At 47.5% G+C, this 16,115-nt stretch carries 12 protein-coding genes; 7 read left to right on the top strand and 5 right to left on the bottom strand.

All coding sequences use genetic code 11. From position 1 onward, the window contains the following. The first annotated feature begins 157 nt into the window (after window positions 1-157). Both ACO0KW_RS14030 and ACO0KW_RS14025 read left to right on the top strand, forming a co-directional pair. Window positions 158-1,033, top strand: coding sequence for an alpha/beta fold hydrolase (locus ACO0KW_RS14030; protein ID WP_423053855.1), 876 nt, complete (start codon window positions 158-160; stop codon window positions 1,031-1,033). A gap of 147 nt (window positions 1,034-1,180) precedes the next feature. Beyond that, entirely contained in the window at window positions 1,181-2,704 is a 1,524-nt protein-coding gene (locus ACO0KW_RS14025) for a diguanylate cyclase domain-containing protein (protein WP_423053854.1), read from the top strand. 592 nt (window positions 2,705-3,296) lie between these two features. Here ACO0KW_RS14025 and ACO0KW_RS14020 read toward each other — a convergent pair. Continuing rightward, window positions 3,297-4,472, bottom strand: a complete 1,176-nt coding sequence (locus ACO0KW_RS14020; protein WP_423053853.1) for a serine hydrolase domain-containing protein — start codon at window positions 4,470-4,472, stop codon at window positions 3,297-3,299. Between the two features lie 432 nt (window positions 4,473-4,904). On the opposite strand from ACO0KW_RS14020, the gene ACO0KW_RS14015 reads away from it, so the two are divergent. Further along, window positions 4,905-6,038 (top strand): acyltransferase family protein, encoded by a 1,134-nt coding sequence (locus ACO0KW_RS14015; protein ID WP_423053852.1) that lies wholly within the window; start codon window positions 4,905-4,907, stop codon window positions 6,036-6,038. 56 nt (window positions 6,039-6,094) lie between these two features. On the opposite strand, the gene ACO0KW_RS14010 is transcribed toward ACO0KW_RS14015, so the two are convergent. Beyond that, on the bottom strand, window positions 6,095-6,379 hold the full coding sequence (locus ACO0KW_RS14010) for a hypothetical protein (protein WP_423053851.1): 285 nt from the start codon (window positions 6,377-6,379) through the stop codon (window positions 6,095-6,097). A 509-nt stretch (window positions 6,380-6,888) separates the two neighbouring features. Between ACO0KW_RS14010 and ACO0KW_RS14005 the strand changes: the two genes are divergently transcribed. After that, the gene (locus tag ACO0KW_RS14005) at window positions 6,889-7,704 is read left to right on the top strand and encodes a substrate-binding periplasmic protein (RefSeq protein WP_423053850.1); all 816 of its coding nucleotides are present in this window, start codon (window positions 6,889-6,891) and stop codon (window positions 7,702-7,704) included. Window positions 7,705-7,823: 119 nt separating this feature from the next. Here the strand turns inward: ACO0KW_RS14005 and ACO0KW_RS14000 are convergent, their stop codons facing one another. Further along, on the bottom strand, window positions 7,824-8,297 hold the full coding sequence (locus ACO0KW_RS14000; RefSeq protein ID WP_423053849.1) for an FKBP-type peptidyl-prolyl cis-trans isomerase: 474 nt from the start codon (window positions 8,295-8,297) through the stop codon (window positions 7,824-7,826). A 426-nt stretch (window positions 8,298-8,723) separates the two neighbouring features. Between ACO0KW_RS14000 and ACO0KW_RS13995 the strand changes: the two genes are divergently transcribed. Further along, window positions 8,724-10,835: a sulfatase-like hydrolase/transferase gene (locus ACO0KW_RS13995; RefSeq protein ID WP_423053848.1), complete on the top strand. Its 2,112-nt coding sequence runs from the start codon at window positions 8,724-8,726 to the stop codon at window positions 10,833-10,835. 147 nt (window positions 10,836-10,982) lie between these two features. Here the strand turns inward: ACO0KW_RS13995 and ampC are convergent, their stop codons facing one another. Continuing rightward, window positions 10,983-12,191, bottom strand: a complete 1,209-nt coding sequence (gene ampC, locus ACO0KW_RS13990) for a class C beta-lactamase (RefSeq protein WP_423054669.1) — start codon at window positions 12,189-12,191, stop codon at window positions 10,983-10,985. 320 nt (window positions 12,192-12,511) lie between these two features. Between ampC and ACO0KW_RS13985 the strand changes: the two genes are divergently transcribed. Beyond that, window positions 12,512-14,176 (top strand): M64 family metallopeptidase, encoded by a 1,665-nt coding sequence (locus tag ACO0KW_RS13985; RefSeq protein ID WP_423053847.1) that lies wholly within the window; start codon window positions 12,512-12,514, stop codon window positions 14,174-14,176. A gap of 88 nt (window positions 14,177-14,264) precedes the next feature. Here ACO0KW_RS13985 and ACO0KW_RS13980 read toward each other — a convergent pair whose 3' ends face one another. Next, window positions 14,265-15,014, bottom strand: coding sequence for a hypothetical protein (locus ACO0KW_RS13980; protein ID WP_423053846.1), 750 nt, complete (start codon window positions 15,012-15,014; stop codon window positions 14,265-14,267). A gap of 512 nt (window positions 15,015-15,526) precedes the next feature. Between ACO0KW_RS13980 and ACO0KW_RS13975 the strand changes: the two genes are divergently transcribed. Next, window positions 15,527-15,922: a VOC family protein gene (locus ACO0KW_RS13975; protein ID WP_423053845.1), complete on the top strand. Its 396-nt coding sequence runs from the start codon at window positions 15,527-15,529 to the stop codon at window positions 15,920-15,922. The last annotated feature ends 193 nt before the right edge of the window (window positions 15,923-16,115 follow it).

Genomic DNA, 16,115 nt, shown 5'->3' with positions numbered 1-16,115 from the left:
AAAATTCTCTCCAAGTGCCATACAAAAAAGGCATTTCATTAGTTCTCTTTGAAAGGATAAAGTGTTTTACCAAATTTCGCGTAGCTTATTTCCAAAAAACAATACTTTTAAGCCTTATTTCAACATAATTTACAATGGCGACGAGATACAAGTCTGTATGATGAATAAAATCGCAGCTGACCTACAAGATCACACTTTGCCAATGGAGAACTCTATGCTGATCGACCAAAAAGCACCAAATATCATTTCAAGAAATAACGTCAAAGTATTAGGTTCGCAAGACAAGACCATCCTATATGCCCACGGTTTTGGGTGCCATCAAGGCATGTGGGACGCGATCAATCCCGCCTTTGCCTCCAGTCATCAGCAAGTGGTGTTTGACTATGTTGGCTCTGGCAGTTCCGATCTGTCGGCTTTTGATCCGCAGCGATACGCTGAGTTAGCAGGTTATGCGCAAGATATCTTGGAAATATGCGATGCGCTTGAGCTCACGAGTAATGTCACCTTTGTTGGGCATTCGGTCAGTTGCAGCATTGGCATCATCGCGTCCATCCTGCGCCCAGGACTCTTTGGCAAACTCATTTTAGTTGGCCCTAACCCTTGTTTCATCAATCATCCACCCGATTACCTAGGCGGTTTTGAGAAAAGTGATTTGGAAGATCTGCTCGAACTGATGGATCAAAACTACATTGGATGGGCAAATTACCTCGCCCCTGTCGTCTCGGCGGAACAAGCATCCCATAGCACCACGCTCGCGCTCTCAGATAGTTTTTGTTCGACCGACCCCATTGCGATGAAAGTGTTTGCCAAAGCGACCTTTTTCGCCGACAACCGAAATGACCTGCCTAAAGTCACTGTGCCATGTTTAATTCTTCAACATCGTACCGATAGCTTGGCACCCGTGTCGATTGGCGAATATATGCATGCCAAAATCCCCGAGAATCAATTGACGGTATTAGAGGTACAGGGACATTGCGCTCACATGAGCGCACCTGATTTAGTGATTGATGCCATTCGCCAATTTATCGACTAGCGATATGCTATCGCTATGACTAATTTTGATCTCATCCCTTGTCCCATGCTGCTCACCGACACACGGGGCAATATTCGGCTTGCCAATCGCGACTTGCTCAACATTGTCGGCAAGTGCTCAAAGGATGTTGAATCATGCTCAATGGAAATGTTTTTTCCTCTTGCGAGTCGCATTTTTCTACAAACGCATGTGTGGCCAATCTTGCTGCGCGAAGGGAAGGTCAGTGAGATTCGTCTGACAATCACTCATCACCTCGGCGACAAAATCCCAGTACTCATGAACTGCCAACGCACCACGATCGATGGGGTCGAGGCTTATGCCTGGCTCTTTTTTGTCACAACCGAACGAGGACGTTACGAACAAGAATTATTAGAGACGAGAAAAAGAACTGAAAGTTTATTGGACGAGACTGTCAAAAACACCCGATTCATTCGCACACTCACCGACAACTTTCCCAACATGATTGCGTATTGGGATAAGAATTTAATCTGTCGATTTGCAAATCTTGCCTATTTGCAGGGTTTTGCTCGCCCAGCTAGCGAAATGATCGGCATTACTTTGCAAGAGCTTCTTGGGGAAAAACTTTATGCGCAGAGCCAGCCCCAAATAAGCGCTGTTCTCTCAGGAGAAGCACAGGAATTTGAGCGCGAAATATCAAAAGACGATGGCAGTACGACCAATGTTTTGTCCAATTACTTCCCTGATCGGGCCAGTAACGGTGAAGTGCAAGGTTTTTTTGTACTTATTACGAACATTACAGAATTGAGAAAAGCAGACGGCCAAGTACGCCTGCTAGCAAGTGTCTTCAATGCGACTTCCGAAGGAATCATGGTGACCGATGCCAATTCCAACATCCGATCGATCAACCCGGCTTTTAGCACACTCACTGGTTATAGCGATGAGGAGGTCCTAGGAAAACCGGCCAGTATTCTCAATTCTGGACGTCATGATTCAAGTTTTTTCCAACACATGTATCAGCAGTTGCGCTCTAGTGGAGAATGGGTTGGACAAGTATGGAATAAACGCAAAGATGGACAACATTTTTTGGCGAAACTCACGCTATCAAGTATCAAAAATCATGCGGGTGCGGTGAGCCACTACGTCGGTGTTTTTCACGATGTGACAATAGAGTGGGAACGGCAGGAGGAAATCGCGCATTTAGCCTTGCATGATAGTTTAACTAAACTACCTAACCGACTGCTGTTGATGGAACGATTACAACAATTGCTCATCATGGCACAACGTCAGGAGCGAAGAATCGCCATTCTATTTCTCGATCTCGATGGATTTAAGGAAGTGAATGATAGCTGGGGGCATGATATGGGTGACCATGTATTGAAGACAGTCGCGTCACGCCTCTTACAACAAATTCGCAGCTCCGATACAGCAGCTCGATTGGGTGGTGACGAGTTCGTCATTTTATTAGATCAACCAGACAGCATCGATGACATCGCCATGATTGCCGCACGCCTGATTGACGAAATCAATAAACCAATCGAATGGCAAGGCAATCCAACTACAGTCGGTGCTTCAATTGGTATTGCTATTTTTCAGCATGGCGATATCCAAGCAGAACAATTACTGAAACAAGCAGACACTGCAATGTACCAGGCAAAAAAATATGGTAAAAACAGATTTCATTTTAGCGCGACAATAGGCCAAAATTCATAGCAAAAGTCTGACACATCCTTCCAGTCTTGTTCGTTGAAATTCCGAAGACATCTCCTAAAGAATTTCCATCTATATCAATAAATCTTACTAGCTGTTTTAAGAACGATATTCAAACTTCGATAAAGATCACGGTGGATTATTTCAAAGCATTGACAGCACCGAAGAAGGCAATAATTACGTTTGAAAACTCGGGACATCAGATTCATCAGGATGAGACTGAGCGGTTTCAGCATGTGGTTATCAATACGCTGCCTGTGATGTAGTTTGGGCAGTAAGAAGTACTTACGATATCTGGTCGCAATGGTATGTGAATTTGTAGGGCAGGTACGACCCGCGCTGTTCATAGCTTGAGCTGGGTTGCTCGACGTGTTGGCGGCGCGGCTTGCACCGCCTTACTTCTTTTATTGGTTATTTGTGCAAGCTTGGTCAGTACGGAGTGATCAAGCTCTACGATTCCACTTAGACCCATCCCGGCCTTACCTTTGAAGGGGGAAGGAGAAAATCGGATCCTTGCATGGTCTACTTTTTTGCTTGGTATGTGGGAAGATTTTGTTATTTTTGAGGCACCCTAAAAAAGCTCAATGGGTCAGGATTAAGGCTTCGCCCAATCGTGTGCGCCATACTCCCAGCTCCACGCCATCCCCGTTTCTCCCAACACCAGCCGAACGATCTCAGGAAACAAAGGCTCTGCACGCACATCGTTGGACAATATCACGACGCAGCGTTTGCGCTGTTCCAGGCAAACCCAAGTGTTGCCGGTGGAGTCGTTGTGTCCGCCTTTTTGAAAACCCGCGCCTTGGGGTCCATTGAAACTGATTACGCCGAGTCCTGCGGCTAACGCAGGATGGCGTTTGGCGGGTATTGCTTGGGCTTGCAGCGAGGGGAACTGAGTCGCTGTGTCGATGGTGAGTTGTGGCCGACTTAGCTCATGACGCGAATGTGGCGTGATCCCATCGCCGCGCACATAGGCTGCGGCGAAATTAGCGAAGTCGGTGATCGTCGTATCCATAGAACCAGCGGCGCGAGTTTTGCTGCGCTGGTCATGGGGCTCTGATTTGCCGTCAATTTTCCAACCGTCGGCCAGGTTGGTAGCGAAGTCGGGGCGCCAAGTCATGCTGGTGGTTTTCATATCGAAGCGACTGAAGACACGGCTCTGCATTTCTTTACCAAGATCTAAGCCTAAGCCGCGTTCGATCACAAATTGCAACAGGATCATGCCATCACCGGAATAGGCGTAACGTGTGCCGGGCGCAAAATGCATGCGCAGCTTGCCGTCTGGTTCTAAAAATCCAAAATTCGCAAACCCAGCGCTATGCGTCAGCAAGATGCGCGGTGTGATGGTGCGCCAGCGTTCGTCACCCGCCAAGTGTTGCCACGCGGCGTATTTTTTTGCTTCATCGAAATACTCTGGTAGGGCTTTTGGCAGGTAGTTGGCGATTGACGTGTCAAGGTCTATCTTGCCTTCATCCACCAATTGCATCACGGTGTAGGCGAATACAGCTTTGGTCAGAGATGCGCCATACATCACCGTATCGGCAGTGAGTGGATCACCTTGGGCGTTGCGTTGTCCCCAGGTGCTGATACGCGTGACTTTGCCGTTGTCGATGATGGCAATTGCCAAGCCTTGCGCCTTCGTGCGCTGCATGCCTTGTACGATATAGTCGTCGAGTGGCGTGCTTGGTTTGTCTTGTGCAACCGTGTTGAAACTACTCATGAGCACATAGAAAGTGAAACTCACTGTGATGCGATGCTTAATCGAAATATTCATGGGATTCGTTCCTGGTTTAATCAAGCATTTGATCTTTAGAAATGCAGTTACGACATTTCGCAAGAATAAGCGAAATCATCGACACGTTCATCGGTATTATTCTCATCGTGCCTATTTTGCCCAAGCATTCAATGCGGCCAAAAATATGAGTGCAAAGACTCCTCGCTTCCGCCAATAGCTTAGCATGGCATCGTGTGTCATTTGCCGCCTTCAGTCTAGCGACAACGACGGTTTTTTTAAACCTTAAGTGTGTCTTGCCTTTGGTACTCAGCCATTTCGCCCCAGTACAGTACCGATTCGCCCCTTTTTGCTTTTCTTTTTTTGAGTACGCTTTAGCATAGCGAGGACTGAAACACCATGGTTCAAGCTCGATGCAATTCGTAGGGATGAACCACAAAACATCAAAACATATTCGGCATTATCGGAGCACTTATGCAGCCAATGGTCAGTAAACTTACACCACAATCCCGTAGTGATTTTTTGGATCGTATTCGGGTCGTCTTAACGATACTCGTGATACTGCACCATACCGCGATTATGTACGGCGCAGAGGGTGGTTGGTATTTGCGATACAAAGCGGACAGTACTTTGTCAGGTGCCTTACTGACCTTATTTTGTGCAGTGAATCAGTCCTTTTTTATGGGCATGTTTTTCTTGCTTGCGGGTTATTTCACACCTCGCTCCTTTGACACGAAAGGTACCCAAAAATTTGTATTCGATCGCGTCTTACGATTGGGGCTGCCGATACTAGTATTCGGATTTTTGCTCGGGCCTTTGTCCATCGCATTGGCTGAAACGCCTGCCGCTTTCAACGTTCCGTCATTCTGGTGGTATCTGTTGAGCAAGCCGACGTTTAATATTGGACCGCTCTGGTTTGCGTATGCATTATTAATTTTTTCTGCCGTCTATGTCGTTCTGCGCCAAGTCCTGCGCCCATTCACATGGCAAATCCCACTGACTTCTTTGCGTCATTCGAACATCATGCTCATGTTGTTGATGTGGGGTCTGGGTAGCTTCTTATTGCGTTTATGGGTACCGACAGGGCAAGAACGTGGCTTGCTACAAATTGGCTATTTTTCCTCCTATATTCTCTTGTTTTCAATTGGTTGTGCAGCGGCTAAGACGCGCTTACTTGAACAAATTGAGAAGAAGTTGGCACTACCTTGGGCATGGATTAGCCTACTGACGATTCCAAGTTTGTTTATCTACGCTGCCATGTCCGGCGCATTTAAAGGTGTACCGTTTGAGCTGCATGGCGGCTGGAGTTGGCCCGTCGTGTTCTATGCCTTTTGGGAGCCGTTTGTAGCGTGTGGCATTATCCTGAGCTTGCTATGGCGTAGTCGTGTATCGACCGCGCCATGGAAAATGTGGAATCGACTTGCCCCGCTAACGTACGCTGCGTTTATCGTGCATGCCCCTATCGTAGTGGGTTTGGGTACATGGATGACATCATGGCAGCAGTATTCACTTGCGATGTTTGTCCTAGTTGGTGCGAGCAGCGTGACAGCGAGTTTTGTCCTTGCATCGTTCTTGGTCAAGCTACCTGGTGCGCGAAAAATTTTATAACGCAATTTACAGGGTATTTCATTTTTTGAGTCTTATAAGGAAAGGCAAGCTCAAGGTCACGCAAACGTATTTACCGTGGTGCCAATCGCTGCATTGGCCAGTCCTAAAGACACATCCACTGCGGACACTTGATTAACCTGTTGAAATGCAGGTAGATCACTGGTTGGTGGAAGACCCGACAGCGCAGCCTCTTGAGTTGATTTTTTATCTAACTGATGCTGAACTTCTCTGCGTTGTTCAAGCAGCATTTTCTCCTGATCAGCGCGTAAAGACTGCTGCTGATAGGCGCGCAAGGCCTCAACACCTCCATAGTTACATGGCGACCCTATTCCAATCGCCATTACACACATCCTTTCTTTATAGCTAGTACGACTAGGCTAGCAGCTATTTATCCTACTTCAAATGTCGCGTTGATAATTCGCAGCCTAAAACAGAAAACTATTTTGCTTAAGCAAGAAAAAAATTCCGACACTTTTCCGATTAGTTCGAGGCTGTTGATATTTGATGAATGCTGGCTCCACATTGAGTGAACGAATACGACAAGGACCTACAATGAACAGAGTTGCTTGAGTGGCGCTCTGGTCGAGAGACCAGCTTCGGGGACGATGCAAATCTTGCAGTTCCCTCTTTTTCTTTAAACCTGTCTCCCTGATGAACTGGTCGCAGGCGAGAATTTACTTTCTGGTTCTTGTACTGAATTGCTTGATTTGTTACTTTTTTTAGGCATACTGAAGGTCTGCTGATCCTGATTTGTTCTGAAACCGACTCTATACAAAATAACGATACCCCCAGAATCAAACTTCACATGCTAGCGATGACACATCACCCGACAAGTCACACAAGCGTTTTTATGCCATTTTCACGCGCTGTTTGTGCAATTTTCTTCCTTACGCTTTCTGTGTTGTTAACCGGTATTGCGCATGCCGCAGCGCCTGTGTGTGAAAAAACCGTTCGATGGAATAATGATCCGCCATATTCACTGCGCGACGCGCAAGGCAAAGTGACTGGGTTTTATATTGATCTGATCCAGGACATTCTGGCGAAGATGGATTGTTCGATGAATTTAGTGGAAATGCCATGGGCACGCGCACTTTCAGAACTGGAAGCTGGCCGCTTGGATATTTTGCCGGGGGCATTCAAGACGGCCGAACGCCAGCGTTTTATGCTGTTTTCTGATCCGGTGAATACGTCACCGAATGTTTTGTTCATGAAAAAAACGGCGGTCGCAAAATTCAATTTGAAAAGCCTCGATGACATTACAAGACTCGATTTTCGCCTTGGTGTGCAAATGAATGTTGCCTACGGTTCAGAATTTGATGATTTAATGAAAAACCCCGCATTCCTCAAGCAATTGACGATAGTCTACAAAAGACATAGTGGTTGGAAAATGGTGGACATTGACCGTATCGATGGTTTGATAGCGGATGAGGTGACAGGATTACTTGAACTAAAAGAACTTGATTTAGAAAAAACGATCGGTAAAACCAGTCTGGTCGTCTCTTCAAGCCCTGGCCTGATTGCATTTAGCAAGAAAACCATCGATATCAATTTTGTCGAAGATTTCAATCGACATCTACAATCGATGATCAGCAACGGTGATTTTGCTAAGATTCATGCAAAGCATATTCCATGCAAACTATCTTTACGCACACTTGCTTGTCAATAATCGATACGAAAATTAGCCTCTTTGCATGCCGAAAAAATTCAATGAAGTAGTAGCGGCTTCATTGAATTTATGTGGGCGCATCAATTAATGGCTTGACGATCTAGACTCCGCCAGCCCAATCAATGATGATGGCCATGTGCGCCATGTACATGACCGTGCGCGACTTCTTCTGCCGTTGCTGCGCGCACTTCCAACACGTCTACACTGACTTTCAACGATGTTCCAGCCAGTGGATGATTACCATCTAACATCACTTGATCACCTTTAATTTTAAGGACGGTATACACAGTCTCTTCGCCCGCCTCGTTATAGCCTTGCATAGAAGCACCGACTTTGACGCCTGGTGGGAAATCTTTTTTGGAAATCGTTCTTAGCAAGCTTTCGTCACGCACACCGAATGCGTCTTCTGGCGTCAAGTTCAGGTTGAGTTTGAAACCGACTTCCTGACCTTGCAGGGATTCTTCGATTTTTGGTAAGAGGTTGTCGTAACCGTGCAAGTAGGCAACTGGGGTTTTGCCGCTTTCTAATACGCGGCCTGTGCCGTCAATAACGCTAAGGCGAATGGTAACGGCGCTGTCTTTATCGATGATCATGATACTGGTCTCAGTGTAAAAATGGGAAAAAGCGGTAGTTTAACCTATGGTGGAATTTTGGGACATCAAACTGACTTGGCATGTGAATTACGTGTAAGTCTGTTAGGATTTTTTACTTCTTTTGGCACGTTTCTGTTGTTTGAACCATATTATTTCGATCACCGAGGCTTTTTGCATTTCTGCTGCATTGTGAAATTGCCACTCCGTTTCTACGTTGTCCTTCCCCGACCTACTCGTTCTGCCAAAATTTTGTACGGCTTTTTGTGCCACTGTTGGCACCTGATTTGGCATCGCTTAGGCATGCTACTTGCTAACTTGTCTAAACATTCGGAAAAGCCAAGCCTTTCATAATATGGCTACGCATTCCTCGATATCAGGCGTATCTACAAATCCAGCAAACCCGCTGACCCGCACAAGGAGGCAATCATGCAAGACAAACGACAAAATGGTCATGGAAGTGATCAAACTATTTTGAATCAGCTTCAAGAATCCATAACAGAGTTCACAACCCAGCGTGATGCACGTCCGAATATGTTGTTGATCATGGTGGATCAGTTGTACTACCCAAATACGCAGGCGGACCAAGGCGGTTTCGCTCAAGACATTAAGAACATTCTGTCCTTTGTCGGTAGCCTGGAAGGCAATCAGTTTGTGCAGCACTATCCGGGCTTTTGTAAGTTGCGTGAATACGCGACCGTGTTCACCGATCACACGATTGCGGAATCGGCTTGTATTCCCAGTCGCGCCAGCATGATGACCGGGCAGTATGGACCGCGCACGGGCGTCACACAAACCGACGGTTTATTTAAAAATGGGGATGCGTCTAACTTTCCGTGGCTGCCACCGAACGGCGCACCGACCGCTGGAGATTATTTCCGCGAGCTGGGTTACACCACGCATTATTTCGGCAAATGGCATGTGAGTGATCCGGCGGATCATTCTCTCGAAAGCTATGGCTTTGGTGATTGGGAAATGTCCTGGCCCGAGCCGCACGGTTCTCTGACAAATAATATGGGTGTGTATCGCGATTATCAATTTGCGGATTTGGCTTGCTCTTTCTTGCGCCGTCGTGGTCTCGGAGTGCCCTATTCTCGCGCCAGCAGCGCAGCCGGTGACCGACATCCGAATCACAATTTTGTGCCGACGCCTGCGCCATTTTTTGCCGTATGTTCGTTCACAAATCCGCATGATATTGCGACCTACCCGACTCTACCCCGAGCATTGATGCCCGCTGATCCTGGCGCTTCAGTGAATGTGCAAGAATTATTCGGCCCCGGTGGGTCTGTGCCAATTCCAACCCACGGAACTGTGAGTGCGGTGCCTCAAGATGGAACTTTCCGCATACCGTTGAATCCGACTGGCTTGCCGCAAAACTGCGCGAGCGCGACAGCAACGCAGAATGAAAATCTGCTGAATAATAAACCGCGGGCACAATTTGATGCCTCGTATAAAGTGGCGCTGGGCTTGGCAGCAAAGACTGGTTTGGCTGTGGCGCAAGGCGTAGGCGGTACACCACAAGATGTGTTGGCGAATGCAGTCAAAGCGACACTCGCATCGACAATTCCGTTTCAATTACAAAAACAAGCAGACGCTGCGTCGGTGGGATTTTTGCAGTATTACGCCTATATGATTTCTATGGTCGACAGGCATATTTTGAATGTCTTAACGACGCTGGAAGAGGCTGGCCTGCGTGAAAATACCATCGTTGTGTTCGCCTCAGATCATGGTGAATTTGGCGCAGCACATGGTATGCAAATTGAGAAATGGCACGGGGCTTATCAAGAAGTCGTGCATGTACCTTTTTTGATTAGTTCACCGATTTACAATGCGGCCACTGATGCACCAGTCGCGCTTGATGCACAGACCAGCCATATCGATTTGCTGCCGACCTTGTTGGCCATGACTGGTGCACAAGCAGAGCAGATCGAATTAGCACGACGTAATTTGTCCAAGACACATAAAGCCGCGCCATTACCTGGCGCAAATCTTTTGCCAGTGATAACGACGGGTCAAGGCCCTGTACGCAATCCTGATGGCAGCGAACGCATCGGTGTGCTATTTGCGACAGATGACATGATCACAGAGCCTTTGCCAAAAGATGATGATCCGCACAATCAAACATCGTGGCAGCAATACGCGGTGTTTGCAGCAACAGTCAATGTATTGCGTACTGCACCAACCGATCATGCATCTCGCGCTTACGTACCCGAACTGAGCGCGGGGCCAGTAGTACAACCAGCACATGTGCGCGCTTTACGTTCAGCAGAATGGAAGCTGGTGCGTTATTGCGACCCATGGAGTAAGCAGCCAGTGCCAGATCAATGGGAACTTTACAATCTACATCATGATCCGATTGAAGCGGTCAATCTGTTGGTGTACGACGGTGCATTTCCAACACCCGGACCTGTCTTACCGGATGGCTTAAACGCTGAACTGGTCACCATCATTGCAAAGTATATGCGGGCAGAATTAGCGAAGCAGGAAGCGCGTTTGTTGTCGCCTTATCCTAGTGAGTATCCTAGTGCTGGTTCAATTTAGTTCGATTTAATTAAATTAAAAAAATCGGAGGAGTGTTAGCCGCGCGGTTTTTTGCTTCAAATTAATGCGCGGTTTACACCTATCTTATTTTTTCATGGCCAAGTCGTCGCAGCCAGCTCACTGACAAGTATGTTTATAGCAGTACGTTTACTTCACCATGACGGTCAGCTGTTTCAACATCGCATATGCTGCTTTGATGCGGGCGGGGATGGGATAATTTTTATTCGCTAGCATGACGATGCCAATTCTCAGCTCAGGAACAAAAACAACATAGGCACCAAAGCCATTAGTTGATCCGGTTTTGTTAAAGAGTCGCGCTGCATAGTGCAGCTTGGAGCGCATCACTTCTTGTGCTGGATTGGGCTCCCAAATCATCTGTTCGGCATTGCCGGCCAAGAGGCGCGGTAAGGAAATCGGGTAAGGATACTGCTCCCACCCTAAACCTTGTCCCATATCGCCGATGTTGAAATAGGGAATATGCGTGCCAGCGATGGCGCGTGAAGTCAGCGCATCGAGCGACTTGCTGTCGATATTTAGCTGTACAAAGCGCAGCATATCCGCGCTGGTCGATTTAACGCCGTAGGCTTCGTCGGCGAACACACCTGGATTGACACGGATTGGCTTAAGTTCTTTTTTGTCTAGCTTATAGCCCCATGCGTAGTCAGGCAGCGCCGACTGTGGGATGCGGATATAGCTGTGATGTAGACCTAGTTTTGGGAATAACTGCGTCTCCATCGCAGCCGCAAAATCACTTTTCAACGCCACTGCAGTGATGTGGCCAAACAGACCGATACTGGGATTCGAATATTCCCGCGCGGTACCGGGTGCTGCGGTAGGCGTCCACTGTTGAAAATAGTGGAGCATGCTTTCGTTGGTAGATTCGTTGGTAGATTCATTGGTGACCTCGTCAGGCACTTGCAAAGGTAAGCCGCCAGCGGTGTAAGTGGCTAAGTTTTTTAGACTGACTTTATCGATGGCCGTGCCTCGCAGTCGCGGTATGAATTTACCTGGATGATCCTCTAACGACAACTTGCCCAATTCTTGCGCATAACTTCCCAGCGTGGCGGTGAAAGTTTTGCTGATAGAGCCGATTTCAAAGAGCGTCTGCTCACTCACTGGCATATCTTTTTCTTTTGAAGCGACGCCATAGTTAAAGTACATTGCCTGCCCATTAATGCTTAAAGCGATCGCCATCCCTGGAATATCGTGTGTGCGCATCAGTTTTTTGATTGCTTTATCGACGATATGGCGAGCTTTGGTAGCTTCTTTAGCAGAGTTGTCGGCGGCTTGACCGCGTATAGGCAGAGCACTGGCTGCGAGAAGCGCAATGATTGCAACGAATTTTTGGCGAGTTATAGCAGGCAGGTGTCGCACGGTGTTTTCCTTTTCTTGATTCTATGATCGTTTTAAACGGAAGCGATTGTAATCCTTACGCCGCAGCTTGAGACAAACTATTCTAGTGCCGCTATCGTGCAGGCGATGGGGCAATTTCGCAACGTCTTCGCCACACTGGCATGCGGTGACAGCAGTTTTATGCAATTTGCGCAGGATTTGTCACGCAACAATTCAGCAATTCTCAGACACTGAATTTGCCATCAATGCCGGTATCAGCTTTGTTTAGTGCGGTGTGGTGGATTTTAGTCATTACAACACCTATAACAAAACTCGGAGGCAGTATGAAAATAATTCGATCAAACTTAGTGCGAATAGTAAGCTTGCTCAGTGCAGCTGGATTGGCAGCTAGCGCAAATCTAGCGTATGCGCAAAATGTCAATTTACGGCTAGAACTCAAACCAGGGCGAACAGCAACAACTGCAATGGCTGTTACGCCTTTGCAAGCCGAAACCGGCAATTTTTCCCTGACAAAGTCATTACCAGATCATGCAACAGGCAATCAATTGCGTGTGATAGCGCGTAATCTGCAAGGAGAGATCGTGCATGAAGTTGTGGTGCCAAATCGATTGTATCGCTTGCTAGAAACCTTTGATCCAAAAACAGGTGGCATTAAACACGCACAGACTGTCACACAGGCACACACGACCATGGATCTGACTTTACCTTTCGGCGTCGATATTGCGAGCATACAAGTCGTACCACAGTCGACGAGTATACCGGCCACGCAACAAAGTTATGCATCACCCGTAGTACGCATTGATCGTGTTCAAATTCAAAACTTAATCAGCAGCACGCGCTTACAGAAAGCGATGGCGGCGGCGCCGAGTAGCCTGATCGCGACACCTAAACTGACGACGATTTTAAATAACGGATCGACTGCATCGAAGCTCGATTTTGTGTTTATTGGTGAAGGCTATACTGCTGCAGAAATGTCAAAATGGCAGGCCGACGCGCAGAAAATTATTGATGCTTTCAAAGTTGACCCTTTATTAGCCGCGAACCTAGGCAAGATCAACATACATAGAGTCGATATCGCAAGCAATCAATCGGGTGTCGATGAAATCGATATGGGTGTTTATCGCGATACCGCGATGGACGGCGAATTTGGCTGTTATAACATTGCCCGATTATTGTGTGTGAACGCGACTAAGGTGAAAAATATTGTCAGCCAGGTGTTGCCAGCGGACGGCTACGAACAAATCGTCGTGATCGCCAATTCCACACGTTATGGTGGGTCAGGTGGCGAAGTAGCGACGGTCTCGATGGACCCGTCTTCCAAAGAAGTCGCATTGCATGAAATCGGCCATTCTGCATTTGGTCTGGCAGATGAGTATGATTACGGAACTTGCGATACCAGCGTCGAACCCGGGCCGGGCAATGTGTCACGTTATGGAACCCGCAGCAATACCAAGTGGGGCGATCTAATCGGTGCCAGCACGCCAGTGCCAACACAAGTGGGCATGTATGCAAACGGTACAGTCGGTGCATTTCAGGGTGGTAATTACTGTACGAGTGGTATCTATCGTCCTACCGAAAATTCACGCATGCGCACGCTGGGCAATCCTTGGCATGCAGTGAACACACGCTTAGCGAATGCGGTGTTTGCGAAATATAACGGGGGCAGCACCAGCGCCGAAGTGACCCAAACGGGTTCCATTGCTTTAGGTGCCACAGTATCTGTACCCAATATCTCACCAAATTATGTGCAAGCCGGAAATGGCACGTATGTCGTGAAATTAAGCGGCCCAACGGGTACCGACTTTGACCTCTTTTTATACAAATGGAATGGTACGACCAGTAAGTGGGATCAGGTTGCGAAAAGCGATGGCAACACCGCAACGGAAGCGATCAGCTACAACGGAACCGCTGGCTATTACTATGCGAGTGTGAAGGCGTATAGCGGCAGTGGCGCTTATACCGTGAAGTACACCTTCCCACCTAAATAAGGCTAGGCTCGAATGCTCCAGCTTAGTCTTGCAGACCTGCTGTCTGAGGCGCTGCGACTAGCTGGGCATTTGTCATATGAAGTGATTCTTAGCCCAAGTGCAAAAACTTCGGCAAATGCAGTAAGCCACCCCAGCCCATCAGCAGCACCACACTCAATACAAATAGACCCATCGCACCATTCGGGCGCAATACGCCCAAGTAGCTGATGACGACGGTCGTGGTATTTTTCTTCGACTCACTCATACTGCGCCAATGTTGGACGATCTTCAATATGCTGGCGATACCAGAACCGACCGATAGCGACAATAAGGCAATACGAAAAATCGACAGCAAATCGATTTGATCGAGTGACACTTGTTTGTAGAAGAAGCCAACCACTGCCATACATATAGCGGCACCGATGGAAATCGCGGCATTCGTGTACATGGTCTTGCGACTACGAATCGCAGCGTCCTCAAGTTCTTGTCGCAGCATCTGTGTTTTATCATTGATCAGACTGGAAGTTTCTTCTTTTAAGGCGGAGATGCGCTGATCTAACATGTTGCCCATCTGATCTGCAGCAAATTCAATTAATTCTTTGATGTCGTCTTTGGTAATGGAACGGTGACTATGCACTTCAGACGATAGGCGATCAATACTTTCATTGAGCTGCTTACCTGCATTCTCAACCACTTCATTCAAACTATTACTAGCTCTGTCGACCACCTGTTCTAAATGGGTGCTCGCCATTGCAATCGATTCACTGAGCATGGGCTTGAGCGTATCTTCCGAGACACGCACCATAGCATTTTCGATTTGACCGAGTTCATTGCTGAGATCTGCTTTCCAAATTGCCATCGTCAATTCTTTCATAAAGGTACCGCTTAATGCAGAGTGGGGACATCGTCTAATTTTTCAAGTCGGTGCTGGCAGGGTTTTTACAGATGCAATTTCCTGCAACAAAATATCCACGAATTCTACAAATTCTACGAAATCTTCATAGGCACGCATGGTCGCCGACATCAATCGGTTTGGTGGAGGCAACCTCGCATCAGCACGAGTCTGTCACCGCGCAGTCTCATGCATGATGTCAACTCATCTCCCGTAACGCAACTTAACACATCATCGAAACCCTTGGCTATGCGCAGTCTCACTCAATACGAAGCGTGGAGAAGGTCGGGATGGACATGGCGCCTAAGGCGAATTTTCAGTATTGATAAGCGCCTATGCAAGTATTCTCCGCGTCACCACACTCGGCGTTGAGCCGGTTTTGATGCATAATTGACCGTCTTCACTTATCTCTGGTTCGTCTTTACTCGTCTCATGCAGCAACATTAAGGTGAGCGGGAACAGATAACCAAGCAAAAATTATGACCAGCAAAATGACCATCGCCAACATCGCCTTCTTGGTACGCGACTATGATGAAGCCTTGCGCTACTTCACTCAGGTACTACGCTTTGAACTGATTGAGGATCGCCAACTTAGTCCTGATAAACGTTGGCTTGTCGTCGCACCAGCTAGCTCCACGGGTGCAAAACTACTGCTGGCAAAGGCCTCAACAGCAGAACAAATGTCGCATGTCGGTGATCAAACTGGCGGGCGTGTCTTTCTGTTTTTAGAAACCGAGGACTTTTGGGAAACCTATACGCATCTCGAATCTCACGGCGTCACTTTCACAGAGAATCCCCGTGAAGAAGTCTATGGAACTGTGGTGGTGTTTTTGGATTTGTATGGAAATAAGTGGGACTTGATTGGACGTCGCTAATCAAACGCCGTTGGTTGCGGCACCTTCGGTGTTACGCCGCACAAAATGAAGTCGTGCGCGAATATTGTCTAGGAGCCGTATCAACATCACTATCTCTCGCACAGCAGCCTCCTAGAGCCAGTCAGCATGCAGAAAAGTATAAGCATTCCGATCATCCCAGATCTTTCATTTCCTCACGCCAAGAAAGCACGCT

Origin of the sequence: Undibacterium sp. Ji22W (genome assembly GCF_049340305.1) — a bacterium.
GTDB lineage: Bacteria > Pseudomonadota > Gammaproteobacteria > Burkholderiales > Burkholderiaceae_D > Undibacterium.
Note: the sequence above shows the minus strand (reverse complement) of the source record. Positions and strands in the feature narration are given on the sequence as shown.

Excerpts from the sequence above, each read along its gene's own strand:
- ACO0KW_RS14015 (WP_423053852.1), top strand. The coding sequence starts at position 4,905 with ATGCAGCCAATGGTCAGTAAACTTACACCACAATCCCGTAGTGATTTT.
- ACO0KW_RS14005 (WP_423053850.1), top strand. The coding sequence starts at position 6,889 with ATGCCATTTTCACGCGCTGTTTGTGCAATTTTCTTCCTTACGCTTTCT.
- ACO0KW_RS13995 (WP_423053848.1), top strand. The coding sequence starts at position 8,724 with ATGCAAGACAAACGACAAAATGGTCATGGAAGTGATCAAACTATTTTG.
- ACO0KW_RS13985 (WP_423053847.1), top strand. The coding sequence starts at position 12,512 with ATGAAAATAATTCGATCAAACTTAGTGCGAATAGTAAGCTTGCTCAGT.
- ACO0KW_RS13980 (WP_423053846.1), bottom strand. The coding sequence starts at position 15,014 with ATGGCAATTTGGAAAGCAGATCTCAGCAATGAACTCGGTCAAATCGAA.
- ACO0KW_RS14025 (WP_423053854.1), top strand. The coding sequence starts at position 1,181 with ATGTTTTTTCCTCTTGCGAGTCGCATTTTTCTACAAACGCATGTGTGG.
- ACO0KW_RS14000 (WP_423053849.1), bottom strand. The coding sequence starts at position 8,297 with ATGATCATCGATAAAGACAGCGCCGTTACCATTCGCCTTAGCGTTATT.
- ACO0KW_RS14020 (WP_423053853.1), bottom strand. The coding sequence starts at position 4,472 with ATGAATATTTCGATTAAGCATCGCATCACAGTGAGTTTCACTTTCTAT.
- ACO0KW_RS14010 (WP_423053851.1), bottom strand. The coding sequence starts at position 6,379 with ATGGCGATTGGAATAGGGTCGCCATGTAACTATGGAGGTGTTGAGGCC.
- ACO0KW_RS14030 (WP_423053855.1), top strand. The coding sequence starts at position 158 with ATGATGAATAAAATCGCAGCTGACCTACAAGATCACACTTTGCCAATG.
- ACO0KW_RS13975 (WP_423053845.1), top strand. The coding sequence starts at position 15,527 with ATGACCAGCAAAATGACCATCGCCAACATCGCCTTCTTGGTACGCGAC.